Consider the following 16134-nt stretch of genomic DNA (forward strand, 5'->3'; position numbering starts at 1 on the left):
GCAATCAGGCCGCGGTTCCAGTCTGCGCCGCATTCTGCGCCATTGCCTGTTCGGCCTTGGCGCGTTCTTCGGCGACCAGTTCCTTGCGCGACAGCTTGCCGACCAGCGTCTTGGGCAGGCTGGCCCGCACCTCGACCTCGCAGACCCGCTCATGCTTGCCCAGTTGCGGGTTGAGCCAGTCCTTGAGCCCCGGCCCGTCGATGGTCGCGCCTTCGTTCAGGGTCACGAACGCCTTGGGCTGCTCGCCGCGATAACGGTCGGGCACGCCGATCACCAGCGCTTCCTTCACCGATTCATGATGATAGAGGACCGATTCCACCTGGCTCGGGAAGACCTTGAAGCCACCGACGGCGATCATGTCCTTGAGGCGATCGACGATCCGCACATAACCATCGTCATCAACCTCGCCAACGTCGCCGGTGCGCAGGAACTCGCCCACGAACACCTGCGCGTCCGCGTCCGGCCGGTTCCAATAGCCCTTCATGATCTGCGGACCGGCGAACATCAGTTCGCCCGGCTCGCCCGCGGGCGGCGGCTGGGTCGGATCCTCGCGGCTGACGATCTTGACGCGGGTGCCCGGCACGGGCTGACCGACGGTGCCGGTCTTGTTCAGCCCCTCATAGGGATTGGCGCAGACGATCGGGCTGGTTTCGGTGAGGCCATAGCCCTCGATCAGCCGCGCGCCGGTCACCGCCTCGAACTTCTGCTTCACCTCCATCGGCAGCGGCGCGCCACCCGAAATGCAGGTGCGCAGCGACGAGAAATCGATGTTCGGCAGGGCCGGATGATCGAGCAGCGCCTGATACATGGTCGGCACGCCGGGCAGAGACGTCGCCTTGGTCCGCTGCACGGCCGAAAGCACCTGCACCGCCTCGAACCGGGGCAGCATCACCATCTCGCCGCCATTCATGACGGTCCGGTTCAGCGTGCAGGTGTTGGCGAAGACGTGGAAGAAGGGCAGCACCGCGATGATGCGGTCGTCGCCCTCGCCCGCATGCGGGTCGATCGCCTGCGCCTGGCGCGCATTGGCGGTCAGATTCTGGTGGGTCAGCATCGCGCCCTTGGGCGTGCCGGTGGTGCCGCCGGTATATTGCAGCAGCGCGACGTCGTTGACCGGATCGATGTCGGCCACGATGCATTCGCCTGCATTGGCGATCAACCGGTCATAGCGGATGACGCGCGGATCATGCGGCAGCGGCGTCGTCTCGCCGCGCTTGAACAGGCGGAAGAGGATACTCTTGGCGGTCGGCAGCACCTCAGCGATCGAGCCGACCACCAGCTTTTCGAGGCTGCTATTGTCCAGCACCTTGAGCGCGGTCGGCAGCAATGCCTTGGCCGACAGGGTGAACAGGATCTTGGTGCCGCTATCCTCGACCTGATGCTCCAGTTCGGCGGCGGTGTAGAGGGGGGAGAAGTTGACGACGATCGCGCCGGCCAGCAGCGCGCCATAATAGGCCGCGACATAATGGGGGGTGTTGGGCAGGTAGAGACCGACCCGGTCCCCCTTCTTCACGCCCATGGCCTGCAAACCACAGGCGATGCGCCTGATGTCGTCCATCATCGCGCCATAGCTGAACTTGCGCCCCATGAAGTCGATCATGTGGGCCTGCGGGTGGGCGGTGGCGCTCTGCGTTACCATGTCCCCCATCGACATCGGCGGGAACGTCTGCTCCCACGGCGTAGGGTGCTGATAATGCTCGCGCCAGATCTTTTCTCTGCTCTCCATTTACAGAAGTGTAAGTGGCCCGAGCGCTTTACGCAAGCGTCAACCTGTGTCTGGATTGTAGCAAAAAGGCCGCGCCCGAAAGCCGGCGCGGCCCTTGAGAATGCTGCATCGCAGCGGGTCGGAAAGAGCGTCGGATGACGCTACGTCTTCAGACCTCGCCCTTGTTGCTGCTGAACGGATCAAGGATGGTCGCGGCGCCCGAAATCAGCTCGGACTCGCTCTTGAGCGCCTGCTCGATGCGGCGCGCATTATCCTCGCGCTCGCGGCGCAGTTCCTCGATCAGCGCCTCACGATCGCCATCCAGACGCGAATCGGTCGGCATCTCGATGCCGGCCTTCTTCGCCGCCTTGCTGACCAGCGCATCCAGTTCGCGCTGCGAGCACAGGCCCAGCGTCACCGGATCCTTGGGCGTGATGTTGCTGATGTTCCAGTGGCTGCGATCGCGGATCGCGGCGATGGTGGTGCGGGTGGTGCCGATCAGCTTGCCGATCGCGCCGTCCGAAATCTCCGGATGGTTGCGCAGGATCCAGGCGATGCCATCGGGCTTGTCCTGGCGCTTGCTTACCGGGGTGTAGCGCGGCCCCTTGGTGCGGCGGACCGGTTCGGGGCCCTTGAGCATCTTGAGCTTGTAGTCGGGATTGCTCTCGCCCTTGTGGATTTCATCCATGGTGATTTCATGGGCGCGCACCGGATCGCGGCCGGTATATTTGATGCCGGCAGTGTCATCGGCGATGGCCTGGACTTCCAGGATGTGGAGCCCGCAAAATTCCGCGATCTGGTCAAAGCTCAGAGCGCTATTGTCGACCAGCCAGCTGGCGGTCGCATGGGGCATGAGGGGCTGGGACACGGGGTCTTCTCCGGCTCTAAAAACGATAAGGGCCGCCCAAGCAGGGCGGCCACGACATGTCAGGGATAGAGCATCGCGGGGCTTGCGGCAAGGAAAAGCGTCAGGCGGCGCTGTCCATCACCACCGGATCGATCGGATGCAATCCGGCCAGGAATTCCTGCGCGCTGCGTTCCCAGCTGAAGCTGCGGCCATAGGCGGCACAGGCTGCCCGATCGCACAGCAGCGCGGCGGCGATGGCATCCTCCAGCCGCTCCGACAGCGCGCCGGTTTCCGGCGTGACGATATCGATCGGCCCGGTGACCGGATAGGCTGCGACCGGCGTGCCGGCGGCCAGCGCCTCGATCATCACCAGCCCGAACGTGTCGGTGCGGCTGGGGAAGACGAACACGTCCGCGCCGGCATAGATCGTCGCCAGATCGGCACCGAACTGCGCACCCAGGAAACGGGCGTCGGGATAAGCCCGTTCCAGCGCCCCGCGCGCCGGGCCGTCGCCCACGATCACCCTGGTTCCGGGATGCTCGCTGGCCAGAAAGGCTTCCAGATTCTTCTCGACCGCGACCCGGCCGACATAGAGCTGGATCGGGCGCGGCAGGTCCGCCAGCAGGGCCGAGGGGGCGACACTGCCGGCAAAGGTCTTGAGGTCCACGCCCCTGCCCCATTTGCGGACATTGGCGACGCCATGGGCACGCAATTGCTGCCGCACCGACCGGGTCGACACCAGCACCGCCTGCGCCGGGCCATGGAACCAGCGAATATAGCGCCAGAACCAGGCCGCCGGCAGCCCGGTGCGCTGCGACACATAATCGGGGAAATGGGTGTGATAGGCGGTGGTGAAGGGCACATTGCCGCGCAGGCACCAGCGCCGGGCGGCAAAGCAGAGCGGCCCTTCGGTCGCCAGATGGACGGCGTCGGGACGGAAGGCGGCGATCGCCTGCCCCACCACGCCCGATCGCACCAGTGCCAGCCGGATTTCGGGATAGGTCGGACAGGGAATGGAGCCATAGAGATCGGGCGAGATCACTTTCACCTCATGGCCCATATGCTCCAGTTCGGCCTGGATCGTCTGCAGCGTGCGCACCACGCCATTGACCTGCGGCGTCCAGGCGTCGGTGACGATCGCGATCCGCATGGCCCCTCTCCGCGTCAGGCCGCCATCAGCGCCGGCGTCTTTTCGCCGCGCTTGGCGATCTCGTCGGCCCAGTGCAGCACCTCCATCGCGCCGCTGGCATGTTCGACCAGCGCGGTGCAGCCCTCCACCCAGTCGCCATCATTATAATATTCGATGCCCTCGATCTCGCGCATCTCGGCATTGTGGATATGGCCGCACACCACGCCGTCGACGCCGCGCGCGCCGGCTTCATGCGCCACCACTTCCTCGAAGCGGGAGATGAAGGACACGGCATTCTTGACCTTGTGCTTGGCCATCTTGGACAGTGACCAATAAGGCAGGCCCATGCGCCGGCGCACCGCGTTGACCACCACGTTGAGGCGCATCAGCGTCGTGTAGGCTGCGTCACCCACAAAGGCGAGCCAGCGATGCGCCAGCATGATCGTGTCGAACTCGTCGCCATGCAGCACCAGCAGCTTGCGCCCGTCGGCGGTCTCGTGGATCGCCTTGCGCCGGATCTCGACGCCGCCGAAATTCATGCCGGTGAACTGACGGAACATCTCGTCATGATTGCCGGGGATATAGACGACACGGGTGCCGCGCTTGGCCCGCTTCATGATCCGCCACAGCACGTCATTATGCGCGGCGGGCCAGTAGAAGCGCTTCTTGAGCCGCCAGCCGTCGATGATGTCGCCGACCAGATAGATGGTGTCGCTGTCGACGCTGTCCAGGAAATCGATCAGCATCGTGGCGTTGCAGCCGCGCGTGCCCAGATGGATGTCGGAAATCCAGATGGTGCGATAGCGGCGACGCGCGCCTTCCCGTTCAGGGATGTGGAAGCGGTCGTCAGCCCCCTCTTCCAGTTCGCTCAGGAAGGGCAAGCGCGTGATGGCGTTCATGTCTACGTCCTCAAGGGCTGTTGTCCTTGAGGCCGAATCCTTAGCGCCGCTCTGTTACAACTCCGCACCGAATATGACGGAAATGCTACGACCTTCGACCATCCAATGCAGGGTGCCAAGTGACTTTCCCTCCCCAATGCCGCGCGAACTCAGTAGCTCGCTGCCGCAATTCAGGAGTGGCGTCTAAAAGGAAAAATGCTCGCGCAGTTCCCACTGCCGACCTGAGCGCATCAACCTTAAAACCCAATTCCGCGAGGCGCTCACCCCAGTGCATCAACTCCACGATGTTGCCGCCTGCCATCCTTGTATGATGGTGATAGACCACAATGGTCCGACCATCTCGTTGCAACGCCATTAATTCTGCCAAAGCCACACTTTTACCGGCCTTGGCAGATCCGACACTATAGGTCGCTGGTTCAAGGCCGTTGTCGGGATCTACAAATATAAGATCGCAACCATCCACAAACTCGGCGGCTCGCGCGAACCAAGATGCTCGCAAGGCGCGTCTGGATTTTGCATCGCCAGCAGGAAGCATCGCGTTGTGATAGACAGCACCGTCAATCAGTCCGGCCCGCTCCAAAGCATCCACACTACGATCGTTGCGCTGAACAATAAGCTTCAACTTATCAAACAACACCGGATCAATGGCGCGCCATATCTGTGGTCGATCCAAATAGGCTATGTGCTTACCATCCGCATTATGGGCTTCATCAGGGTATAGCCACCACAGAACACCCAGTTTCAACCCTGGCGCCAATCGACGCAACATCGACAGCTTCACATAATCGCCGACGTCAGCGACATAACGGTTCTGCACTAAACTATCCTCACACCGTCAGCACGATCTTCCCGAAATGTTCGCCCGCATCCATGCGGGCATGGGCCTTGGCCGCGTCGGCGAGGGCAAAGCGCTGGTCCATCGCCGGGCGCAGCTTGCCCTGTTCGACGAAGGGCCAGACGGTGCGCATGATCTCGTCCGCGACCAGGCTCTTGAAGCCCGATGAGCGCGGCCGCAGGGTTGATCCGGTCAGGGTCAGGCGCTTGGACATCACCGTCGGCAGGAAGATGCTGGTCTTGGCTCCACCCAGCACCGCGATCGACACATGGCGGCCATCTTCCGCCATGCATTCGATGTTGCGCGGGACATAGTCGCCGCCGACCATGTCGAGCACCGCCTGCACCCCCTGCCCACCGGTAATGCGCTTCACCTCGGCGACATAGTCCTGGCTCTTGTAATTGATCGCATGGGAAGCACCCCATTCGAGCGCCTGGGCGCTTTTGTCGTCGCTGCCGCAGGTGACGATGATCTCTATGTCGAACAGGCGGCAGAGCGAGATCGCCATCGTGCCGATGCCGCTGGTGCCGCCATGGACCAGCACCCGGTCGCCGCCGACCACATAGGCGCGCTCGAACAGATTGGTCCACACGGTGAACAGGGTTTCGGGCAGCGCCGCCGCCTCGACCAGGTCATAATCCGCCGGCACCGGCAGGCACTGGCCGGCCGGGGCAATCGCATATTCGGCATAGCCCCCGCCCGGCAGCAGCGCGCAGACGCGCTGGCCCACCAGCATGTCGGCGGACCGGCCGGCGGCGACGATCGTGCCCGCCACTTCGAGTCCGGGAATGTCGGACGCGCCGGGCGGCGGCGGATATTTGCCCTGCCGCTGCAGCACGTCGGGCCGGTTGACGCCGGCGGCGGCGACGCGGATCAGCACCTCATCCTCGCCGGGCACCGGCACCGGCCGCTGTTCGGGCACCAGAGCGTCGGGACCGCCCGGCACCGGGATGCCGATGGCCGTCATCTGCGATGGAATCGTGAAACTGTCGAGGATCATATGTGCCCCCCCGGGCCAGAGATATTGCGCCGCACCCAAAATCGACGGACGGAGCTTCGCTTCTTATTGACAGACTAGCCTACAGGGTCAACATTACCCTTTATGGACATGGACAATGATCTGCCGAGAAAGGCCGATGATCCGCTGGCCCAACTGCTCCGACAGGATCTGGGTCCCCTGTCCGTTGCGGAACTGGAAGCGCGCATCAGGGCGCTGGAAACCGAAATCACCCGCACTCGAACAAAAATTGAAAGCGCCGTTAACCATAAGGCAACTGCCGAGGCGTTATTCAAGCGATGAACCTGCGCCTCGCCCCTGACGGCCCGACCATGGGCTCCACCGGGCATGGGCAGTCTGGCAATTCCGGCGGTCAGGGCCTCTCCCTTGAACCGTCGTCGAGCAATGCCGACATAAGGTTCAAGTCAGCCCCTAACCGGGGCCAGGAGTAGAAAAGACATGCCATCTTTCGCAGCCGCCCTTGAAACCACCCTGCACAATGCGCTGACCCATGCGTCGGAGCGCAAGCATGAATATGCGACGCTGGAGCATCTGCTTCTCGCGCTGATCGACGATGAACATGCGTCGAAGGTGATGCAGGCGTGCGGCGTGGAACTGGGCGAACTGGCCGATGCCGTCACCCAGTATCTCGACACCGAACTTGACAGCCTGAAGGTGGAGGGCGCCAGCGACCCCTCGCCCACCAGCGGCTTCCAGCGCGTCGTCCAGCGCGCCATCCTCCATGTCCAGTCGTCCGGCAAGGATGAGGTGACGGGCGCCAATGTCCTCGTCGCGCTCTTCTCCGAACGCGAATCCTATGCCGTCTATTTCCTGCAGCAGCAGGACATGAGCCGCCTCGATGCCGTCAGCTATATCAGCCACGGCGTCGGCAAGGGCACGCCCACGCCCGAGCGTCAGGAGACCAAGGGGGCAGCCGAGGAGGAAAAGAAGGTGCAGGACGGCAAGGGCAAGAAGGATAGTGCCTTGGAGCAGTTCACCGTCAACCTCAACGAGAAGGCGGAACGCGGCAAGGTCGATCCGCTGATCGGCCGGTCGTCGGAAGTCGACCGCACCATCCAGATCCTGTGCCGCCGTTCGAAGAACAACCCACTTTATGTCGGTGATCCGGGCGTCGGTAAGACCGCGATCGCGGAAGGCCTGGCGCGCAAGATCGTCGAGGGCGAAGTGCCCGACGTGCTCAAGGAAGCGGTCATCTATTCGCTCGACATGGGCGCGCTGCTGGCCGGCACCCGCTATCGCGGCGATTTCGAGGAGCGGCTGAAGGCGGTCGTCACCGAACTGGAGAAGATGCCGCACGCGGTCCTCTTCATCGACGAGATCCACACCGTGATCGGTGCCGGCGCGACCAGCGGCGGCGCGATGGACGCCTCGAACCTGTTGAAGCCGGCCCTGTCGGGCGGGACGATCCGCTGCATCGGTTCGACCACCTACAAGGAATTCCGCAATCATTTCGAGAAGGACCGCGCGCTGCTGCGGCGCTTCCAGAAGATCGACGTAAACGAGCCTTCGGTCGAGGATACGATCAAGATCCTGACCGGCCTGCGCACCGCGTTCGAGGAACATCATCACGTCAAATATACGCCGGACGCGATCAAGGCGGCGGTCGAGTTGTCGGCCCGCTACATCAACGACCGCAAGCTGCCGGACAAGGCGATCGACGTGATCGACGAAGTGGGCGCGATGCAGATGCTGGTGGTGCCCTCCAAGCGCAAGAAGACGATCACCCCCAAGGAGATCGAGGCGGTCATCGCCACCATGGCGCGCATCCCGCCCAAGACCGTGTCGTCGGACGACAAGAGCGTGCTGGAATCGCTGACCACCGATCTGAAACGCGTCGTCTTCGGCCAGGATCAGGCGATCGAGGTGCTGTCGTCCGCGATCAAGCTGTCGCGCGCCGGTCTGCGCGATCCCGACAAGCCGATCGGCAACTATCTCTTCTCCGGCCCCACCGGCGTCGGCAAGACGGAGGTGGCACGCCAGCTCGCGACCCTGCTCGGCATCCCGCTGCAGCGGTTCGACATGTCGGAATATATGGAACGCCATTCGGTCAGCCGCCTGATCGGTGCCCCTCCGGGCTATGTTGGCTATGACCAGGGTGGCCTGCTGACCGATGCCGTCGACCAGCAGCCGCACAGCGTGCTGCTGCTCGACGAGATCGAGAAGGCGCATCCCGACCTGTTCAACATCCTGTTGCAGGTGATGGACAATGGCCGCCTGACCGATCACCACGGCAAGACCGTCGATTTCCGCAACACCATCCTCATCATGACCACCAATGCGGGTGCGTCGGACATGGCGAAGGAATCGATCGGCTTTGGCGAGCTGACCCGCGAGGATGTGCAGGAAGACGCGGTGAAGAAGCTCTTCACCCCCGAATTCCGCAACCGCCTCGATGCGATCGTGCCGTTCGGCTATCTGCCGCCGGAAATCGTCGCCCGCGTCATCGACAAGTTCGTGCTGCAACTGGAACTTCAACTGGCCGATCGCGACGTCCACATCACGCTGGACGAGGAGGCCAAGGCCTGGCTCACCAAGAAGGGCTATGACAAGCTCTATGGTGCCCGCCCGATGGGCCGCCTGATGCAGGAGAAGATCAAGCAGCCGCTGGCCGAGGAATTGCTGTTCGGCAAGCTGGTCCATGGCGGCGAGGTCCATGTCCACATGAAGGACGAAGCCCTCGCCTTCCAGATCACCCCCGCCGCGCCCAAGAAGGGCGGCAAGAAGGGCGGCAAGGCCAAGGCGCCGGAAGGCACGAAATAAGCGGCTTCACAGGCCCACGGGAAAGGCGGCTCGAGAGGGCCGCCTTTTTTATTCCTCCCCGGCACAAGGAGCGGGACCATGCGCAGCACGGTGGAGGGGCACGCGCCACAAAGAGCCACATCCCCGCGCAGCTGCTGCTCCCCTCTTTTTCCGTCATTGCCGCACAGGCGGTTAGCCCTCATCCACTATCTCCGTGCCGCCGCGGCTCCGCGCGAAAATGAATCACGCGGAGGCGCGGAGAAGAAAAGGGAAGGCCAACTTGGGTGGTTTGCTGACTGTCGGCTGTTGGGAAGACAATCGGCGGAAGCTGACGTTGTGCGGACAAATCGTTCTACAACAGTTGCAGCAGTTTCGGACATTCACCCTAGCTCTGGTGCGCTATAAATATCGAGATGGAGGCACAAACCGCGATCTCCAAGACGAGCGAGCGTTTCAGAACGGAGTGCAAGGCCCTCGTTGCTATCTTCAAGAAAGAGGCCGCAAAATACGCGACTTCTAAATCGCTGCGAGAAAGCCTGCCACGATACGATGTCATCAGACAAACCATCTAACAGATCGTTGATTTGTCGATCGAGATCAGCCGGCTGCTGATCTTTTGCAGTCACCTGCCATGACCCCGTGCGGGCGATCTTGTCCCTGCCTCCGAGGGTCTGAAATGTTCCGCCCATCTTCACGGCGATAGTCGGCTCACCAAGTCGTTCTGTTATCTCTGTCGGGTCGAGATCATCTCCATAAAATCCTATTGATGCTGCCGATCGGTGTAAGACGCCCATATCGGAGCCTAACATAGGCGGCGGCTTCCTACCAAATTTCGTCGTTCAGCATCTGACGTACCATCTGAATGAGTGGCCGGTTTCAACGATGCGTATGGCCTAAGCGAGTGACGAAGAATGGTCGTTACTTGCCAGTCACAGCCACCGTCATCCTGACGGAAGTCAGGATCCATTCTGCGCTACGGCGGATGGGGAGCGCTGAATGGATCCCGGATCAAGTCCGGGATGACGAAGATGGTGAAGGTAGCTTCTGGTCGTCAGCCGTCAAAGCCCGGCATCGTCGCTCGCGATGACGGGGGTGGTCGCTTCCAGACCATCCTCCCCTGCAAGGTTCGGCAGAGTCGCGTGCCTCTGCCGAACCTTGCAGGGAGGAATTCACAGCCGCTTCTGGTCGTTAGCACCCTCCCCCTAAACCCACATGCCCTTGCCTGCGTAAGCATTGCATGACACCCATGCCATCATGCAGCCCCACACCCAGTCCGTCATCCTCCTCCACGGCTTTGGCGGTCATCAGGTGCAGACCGCGCTGCTTGCCCGACGGCTGCGCGGGGAGGGCTACGACGTTGCCAATATCGGCTATCCCAGCTGGCGCTGGCCGCTGGCCCGCGTCGTCGATCATCTCCACGCCCGCATCATCGCCAGCCCGGCCTATCATGCTACGACCGTTCATTGTGTCGGTCATTCGATGGGCGGCCTCATGCTCCGCGCCTGGCTCGCGCGCCATCGCCCCGATCATCTCGGCCGCGTCGTCATGCTAGGCACGCCCAATGGTGGCAGCGAGATTGCCGACCTTCTCTACCGCCTGCACCTTCATCCGCTGATCCTGAACCAGGCCGGCGCGCTGCTACGCACTCGCCGCGATGCGATCACGCTGGCGGCGCTGGGTGAGGTCGACTATCCGCTCGGCATCATCGCGGGCGACCGGCCGATGAATGGCCTGCTCCCCAGCCGCATCTTCCGCGCGCCCAATGACGGCAAGGTCAGCGTCGCCGCCACCCATTGTCCGGGCGAAGGCGACCATATCACCCTGCCCGTCGCCCACACCGCGATGATCTACACCCGCCCCGTCGCCGATCAGGTCGTGCATTTCCTGCGCCATGGGCATTTCGCGCGCACTTAGCCGCCCTCTCCCCGCCCCCCTTAAATTCTGCTAAGCCGACTCCAGAACAGAAAGGTCGCATGTCTTCCACGCTTTCATAGGGGAATGCATGTCCACTTCGCTTCATCTGCGGTCCGCCGCGCCACGCGCCGCGCTGCTCAGCATCAGCTTCGTCCTTCTCGCCACGCCCGGCGCCAGCCAGCAGGCCGGCGGACCGATCGCCCGCTATGCGATGGATGCCGGCACCATGTCCGGCATGGCCGCAATGGCGGGCGGCGGTGGCATGGGCGGGGCCATGTCGATGATGATGGGCGGCGGCAACCAGCCGATCCATGAACTGGTGCTGCGCCTGGGATCGACCCAGACCGCGAGCGGCTCGCCGGCGGCCGAACATTATATGCCCGCCGGCGCCCGGCTGGGCGCCTCCGTCCCGCTGGTCACGCCAAAGGTCACGCCGAGCGACGAGCCGGCGCTGCCCGGTGAGAAGCCCAAGGGGCGGCTGCTCATCTATTGGGGATGCGGCGCGACCGCAGGGCCGAACCAGCCGGTGGTGATCGATTTCGCCAAGGTCGCGCGCGGCCAGTTTCCGCCCGGCCTCTACATGACCGGCGCGGCGATCCCGCAGGAATGGCAGGTCCGCTTTACCAACAGCAAGACCTATGGCGAATGGCCCAATGGTCAGACGCGCAAGACGCTGTCGGGCAATTCCTCGCTGATCGGCGACCATCGCATCGCCGGCAATTATTCGCCCGAGATCAAGTTCGCGCTGAACCAGGACTTCATGCCGCCGATCACGGGCCGCGCCAGCCCGGCGGCGGGCGGCGCCACCCAGTTGAGCTGGAACGCGGTGCCCAATGCGACCGGCTATTATGCCTGGGTGTTCGCGGCCAAGCAGGGCGGCGACATGGTGTGGTGGGCGTCATCGGCCAGCCAGGCGTTCGGCGGGCCGGTATGGGACTGGCTATCCCCCGGTGCCGTGCGCAAGCTGATCGTCGACAAGATCGTCATGCCGCCCAGCCAGACCAGTTGCACCGTGCCGTCACAGGTGGTGCAGTCGGGCGGCGAGATGCTGATGGGCAGCCTCTACGCCTATGGCCCGGAAGCCAATTTCGCCTATCCACCGCGCCCGGCCGATCCCAAGATCGCCTGGAAACCAGAATGGATCGCCCGTGTGCGCTATCGCTCCAACACCATGTGGATGCTCAACGGGCCGGACATGGGATCGATGATGAGCCAGGGCAGTGACGACAGCGCCGACGCCTCCGGCGACAATTCGCCACCCAAGAAGAAGAAATGCAAGGGCGGCCTTGGCGGCATGCTGGCCGGCGCGATGGGCGCGGGCTGCTGAAGCTCTGGTCGGGGCGCGGCACCAGCTATCGCGCCCCGGCCACGACTTGCACTTGAAACGAAAGGAAAATCCGGCAAGTCTCGCGCCATTCTTCCGTTTCGAGGTTTTCATGCGACACAAGCTACTGGCCGCGCTGCTGCTCGGCGCCGCCCTCTCCCCCCTGCCGCTCGCCGCCCAGTCGGCTGCCCCGTCGTCCAGGTTCGAGGGCCGCGACATCTTCGCGCTGCAGGTCGCGACCGATCCGCAGATCAGCCCCGACGGCAAGAGCGTCGCCTATGTCCGCCGCCAGGGCGACATCATGACCGACCGGCAGAAGGGCGCGATCTGGCTGGTCGACACCGCCACCGGCGCGCAGCGCCCGCTGGTCACCGACGCCAGCCAGCCGCGCTGGTCGCCCGATGGCAAGCGCATCGCCTATATCGCCGCCGATGCGGGCAAGCCGCAATTGTTCGTGCGCTGGCTCGACACCGGCGCGACCGTGCGCGTCACCACCCTGCCCGACGGCCCGCAGTCAGTCACCTGGTCGCCCGACGGCAAGTCCCTCGCCTATATCATGCGCGTGCCCGCCGACCCGATGAAGCTGGGCAAGGCGCCCGACAAGCCGGAGGGCGCCGAATGGGCCAAGCCGCTGGAGGTGATCGACCGGGTCGATTATCGCAATGATGGCGGCGGTTATGTCCAGGCCGGCTATGACCATATCTTCCTGGTGTCGGCCGATGGCGGCCCGGCCCGGCAGCTGAGCTTTGGCGACTATCAGGATGGCGGCCCGTTGAGCTGGACGCCCGATGGCCGCGCCATCCTGTTCAGCGCGGTGCGCAAGCCCGACTGGCAGCAGAAGGTTTTCGACCCGGAAATCTATGCGCTCGACATCGCCTCGGGCGCGATCAGCCCACTCACCAGCCGCGAAGGCCCGGATGTGGCGCCGGTCGTATCGCCCGACGGCAGCAAGGTCGCCTATCTCGGCTATGACGACAAGCGCCTCTCCTACCAGAACACTTACCTCTACGTCATGAACCGCGACGGCAGCGGCGCCCATGCGATCACCGCCAGTTTCGACCGCAGCATCGACCGCGCCTATTGGGCGGCCGACGGCAAGTCGCTCTATGCCCAATATGACGAGCGCGGCGTCAACCGCCTCGCCCGCATCAGCCTCGACGGCCATGTCACCGAACTGGCGAGTGGCCTTACCGGCACGGCGTTCGACCGGCCCTATAGCGGCGGCGATTTCAGCGTCGCGGCCAATGGCACTTTGGCCTTCACCAGCGGATCGGCGTTGCGCCCGGCCGACCTGTCGGTCAGCAGCGGTGGCAAGAGCCGCCAACTCACCCGCCTCAACGAGGATTTCCTGGGCCACAAGGCGCTGGGCCAGGTCAAGGAACTGGCCGTCACCGCGCCCGACGGCCGCACCGTGCCGGCCTGGCTCGTCACCCCGCCCAGCTATCAGCCCGGCACCCACGTGCCGTTGCTGCTGGAAATCCATGGTGGCCCGCACACCGCCTATGGCCCGCATTTCTCGACCGACGACCAGCTTTATGCCGCCGCCGGCTATGCCGTGCTCTACACCAATCCCCGCGGCTCCACCTCCTATGGCGAGGAATTCGCCCAGCTGATCCATCATAAATATCCCGGCGACGACTATGGCGACCTGATGGCCGCGGTCGATGCCGCGATCGCTGCGGGCGTGGCCGATCCGGACAATCTGTTCGTCACCGGCGGTTCGGGCGGCGGCGTGCTCACCAGCTGGATCATCGGCAAGACCGACCGGTTCAAGGGCGCCGCGACGCAGAAGCCGGTGATCAACTGGATCAGCGAGGCGCTGACCATGGACAATACCCTCTTCACCTCGCGCTACTGGTTCCCGGCCAAGCCCTGGGAAGATCCGATGGGCTATTGGAACCGCTCGCCGCTCAGCCTGGTTGGCAACGTCAAGACGCCGACCCTGGTGGTCGTGGGCAGCGAGGATTATCGCACCCCGGTCAGCGAGGCGGAGCAATATTATGGCGCGCTGCAGATACGGGGCGTGCCGACCGCGCTGGTGAAGGTGCCGGGTGCCAGCCATGGCGGCATCGCCGCCCGCCCGTCGCAATCGGCGGCCAAGGCGGCGGCTATCATCGCCTGGTTCGATCGCTATCGCGACAAGCCTGCGGCGGCGGCCACCGCACCGGCTCAATGATCCGGCTGGCCGGAGCATATTGTTCATGATATGTTCCGGCCACTTTCCAAGGAGAATGCATGATGGCGGACCCGGTTCTTCTCTATACCAACCCCATGTCCCGCGGGCAGATTGCCCGCTGGATGCTGGAGGAGGTCGGCGCCCCCTATGAGGCGGTGATCCTGGATTATGCCGGCGGGATGAAGACCGCCGACTATCGCGCCATCAACCCGATGGGCAAGGTGCCGGCGATCGTCCATGGCGGCAAGGTGGTGACCGAATGCGCCGCCATCTGCGCCTATCTGGCCGACGCCTTCCCGGCCGCCGGCCTGGCGCCGGCGACCGATGACCGGGCCGATTATTATCGCTGGCTCTTCTTTGCTGCCGGACCGGTGGAGGCCGCCGTCACCAACAAGGCGATGGGCTTCGTCCTGCCCGAGGGACGCGAGCGCAGCGCGGGCTATGGCTCGCTCGACGACACGCTCGATACGCTGGAAACGGCGGTCACCGGCCGCAGTTGGATCTGCGGCGGCACCTTCACCGCGGCGGACGTCTATGTCGGCGCGCAGATCGACTGGGGGCTCGCCTTCGGCACCATCCCCAGCCGCCCGGCGTTCGAGGCCTATGCCTCCCGGCTGCGCGAGCGCCCAGCCTATAAAAGGCAGAAGGAGATGGACAACGCCCTGATCGCCGAGATGCAGAAACAAGGCTGAGCCTGCCCCCTTCCCCACAAAGCAAAAGGCCCGGCGGAGATGTCCGCCGGGCCTTTTTTGACTTGCCGTTCGACCGCTATCAGCGACGATCGCCGAACAGGCGCAGCAGGAACAGGAACATGTTGATGAAGTCGAGATAGAGGTTCAGCGCCCCCATCACCACCGACTTGCCCATCATCTCCGTGCCGGCGACATAAGCATAGATGCTCTTGATCTTCTGCGTGTCATAGGCGGTGAGGCCCGCAAACAGCAGCACGCCAACGGCGCTGATGACCAGATCCATCATGCTGGAGCGCAGGAAGATGTTGATCAGGCTGGCGACCAACAGGCCGACCACGCCCATGATCAGGAAGGTGCCGAAGCCCGACAAATCCTTCTTGGTGGTGTAGCCGAACAGGCTGAGGCCGGCGAAGGCCGCAGCGGTCGCGAAGAAGGTCTGCGCGATCGACGTGCCGGTATAGACCAGGAAGATCGACGACAGCGACAGGCCCATCACGGCGGCATAGGCCCAGAACAGGCTCTGCATCGCGACGGTCGACAGCTTGTTGATGCCAAAGCTCATCACCATGACGAAAGCCAGCGGCGCGAACATGATGACATATTTCAGGATGCCGGGGCCGGCGAGGATTTGGAGCGCCAGACCGCTCGACGCGAACAGCATCGCGACGACACCGGTCAGCAGCACGCCGCTCGCCATATAATTATAGACCGACAGCATATATTTGCGCAGCCCGGCATCGAACGCCTCGCTGCGCGCGGCGCTGGCATTGCCAAAGCCTGCGATGTCGGAACGGGGGTCGGACCAATTGGCCATGGGTAAAATCTCCTTGGACGGCCTTTCTCGGCCGATCGTCAT

14 protein-coding genes are annotated in these 16134 nt (G+C 63.7%); 6 read left to right on the top strand and 8 right to left on the bottom strand.

The genetic code is table 11. From position 1 onward, the window contains the following. Positions 1–4: 4 nt before the first annotated feature. The 6 genes from DIZ22_RS11095 to DIZ22_RS11120 all read right to left on the bottom strand — a co-directional run bounded on the left by DIZ22_RS11095 (position 5) and on the right by DIZ22_RS11120 (position 6415). Positions 5–1726 (bottom strand): long-chain fatty acid--CoA ligase, encoded by a 1722-nt coding sequence (locus DIZ22_RS11095; RefSeq protein WP_048939083.1) that lies wholly within the window; start codon positions 1724–1726, stop codon positions 5–7. A gap of 148 nt (positions 1727–1874) precedes the next feature. Further along, positions 1875–2558 (bottom strand): cell cycle transcriptional regulator TrcR, encoded by a 684-nt coding sequence (locus tag DIZ22_RS11100; RefSeq protein ID WP_010337928.1) that lies wholly within the window; start codon positions 2556–2558, stop codon positions 1875–1877. A 115-nt stretch (positions 2559–2673) separates the two neighbouring features. Further along, entirely contained in the window at positions 2674–3702 is a 1029-nt protein-coding gene (locus DIZ22_RS11105) for a glycosyltransferase family 1 protein (protein WP_122928202.1), read from the bottom strand. A gap of 14 nt (positions 3703–3716) precedes the next feature. Then, positions 3717–4580 (bottom strand): UDP-2,3-diacylglucosamine diphosphatase, encoded by an 864-nt coding sequence (locus tag DIZ22_RS11110; protein WP_048939081.1) that lies wholly within the window; start codon positions 4578–4580, stop codon positions 3717–3719. Positions 4581–4665: 85 nt separating this feature from the next. Continuing rightward, the gene (locus tag DIZ22_RS21810) at positions 4666–5397 is read right to left on the bottom strand and encodes a hypothetical protein (protein WP_164488889.1); all 732 of its coding nucleotides are present in this window, start codon (positions 5395–5397) and stop codon (positions 4666–4668) included. Between the two features lie 10 nt (positions 5398–5407). After that, a complete protein-coding gene (locus DIZ22_RS11120; protein ID WP_048939079.1) occupies positions 5408–6415 on the bottom strand; it encodes an NAD(P)H-quinone oxidoreductase in 1008 nt (335 codons plus the stop codon). A gap of 102 nt (positions 6416–6517) precedes the next feature. Between DIZ22_RS11120 and DIZ22_RS11125 the strand changes: the two genes are divergently transcribed. Together DIZ22_RS11125 and clpA are read left to right on the top strand one after the other, a co-directional pair. Further along, the gene (locus DIZ22_RS11125; RefSeq protein WP_004211362.1) at positions 6518–6715 is read left to right on the top strand and encodes a DUF1192 domain-containing protein; all 198 of its coding nucleotides are present in this window, start codon (positions 6518–6520) and stop codon (positions 6713–6715) included. Positions 6716–6871: 156 nt separating this feature from the next. Then, positions 6872–9193: an ATP-dependent Clp protease ATP-binding subunit ClpA gene (clpA, locus tag DIZ22_RS11130; protein WP_048939078.1), complete on the top strand. Its 2322-nt coding sequence runs from the start codon at positions 6872–6874 to the stop codon at positions 9191–9193. A 359-nt stretch (positions 9194–9552) separates the two neighbouring features. Here clpA and DIZ22_RS11135 read toward each other — a convergent pair whose 3' ends face one another. Beyond that, the gene (locus DIZ22_RS11135) at positions 9553–9981 is read right to left on the bottom strand and encodes a DUF4279 domain-containing protein (RefSeq protein ID WP_199909698.1); all 429 of its coding nucleotides are present in this window, start codon (positions 9979–9981) and stop codon (positions 9553–9555) included. 445 nt (positions 9982–10426) lie between these two features. Here DIZ22_RS11135 and DIZ22_RS11145 point away from each other — a divergent pair, with 445 nt between their 5' ends. The 4 genes from DIZ22_RS11145 to DIZ22_RS11160 all read left to right on the top strand — a co-directional run bounded on the left by DIZ22_RS11145 (position 10427) and on the right by DIZ22_RS11160 (position 15278). Further along, a complete protein-coding gene (locus DIZ22_RS11145) occupies positions 10427–11086 on the top strand; it encodes an alpha/beta fold hydrolase (protein ID WP_170978360.1) in 660 nt (219 codons plus the stop codon). An 88-nt stretch (positions 11087–11174) separates the two neighbouring features. Then, complete coding sequence (locus DIZ22_RS11150) at positions 11175–12413, top strand: hypothetical protein (protein ID WP_122928203.1); 1239 nt, start codon at positions 11175–11177, stop codon at positions 12411–12413. Between the two features lie 109 nt (positions 12414–12522). Then, positions 12523–14586 (top strand): S9 family peptidase, encoded by a 2064-nt coding sequence (locus DIZ22_RS11155; protein ID WP_122928809.1) that lies wholly within the window; start codon positions 12523–12525, stop codon positions 14584–14586. A 62-nt stretch (positions 14587–14648) separates the two neighbouring features. Continuing rightward, the gene (locus tag DIZ22_RS11160; RefSeq protein WP_048939096.1) at positions 14649–15278 is read left to right on the top strand and encodes a glutathione S-transferase family protein; all 630 of its coding nucleotides are present in this window, start codon (positions 14649–14651) and stop codon (positions 15276–15278) included. A gap of 79 nt (positions 15279–15357) precedes the next feature. On the opposite strand, the gene DIZ22_RS11165 is transcribed toward DIZ22_RS11160, so the two are convergent. Further along, positions 15358–16092: a Bax inhibitor-1/YccA family protein gene (locus DIZ22_RS11165; RefSeq protein ID WP_048939075.1), complete on the bottom strand. Its 735-nt coding sequence runs from the start codon at positions 16090–16092 to the stop codon at positions 15358–15360. Positions 16093–16134: the final 42 nt, after the last annotated feature.

Origin of the sequence: Sphingobium sp. LF-16, assembly GCF_003711185.1 — a bacterium.
In the GTDB taxonomy this organism is placed as follows: Bacteria; Pseudomonadota; Alphaproteobacteria; order Sphingomonadales; family Sphingomonadaceae; genus Sphingobium; species Sphingobium yanoikuyae_A.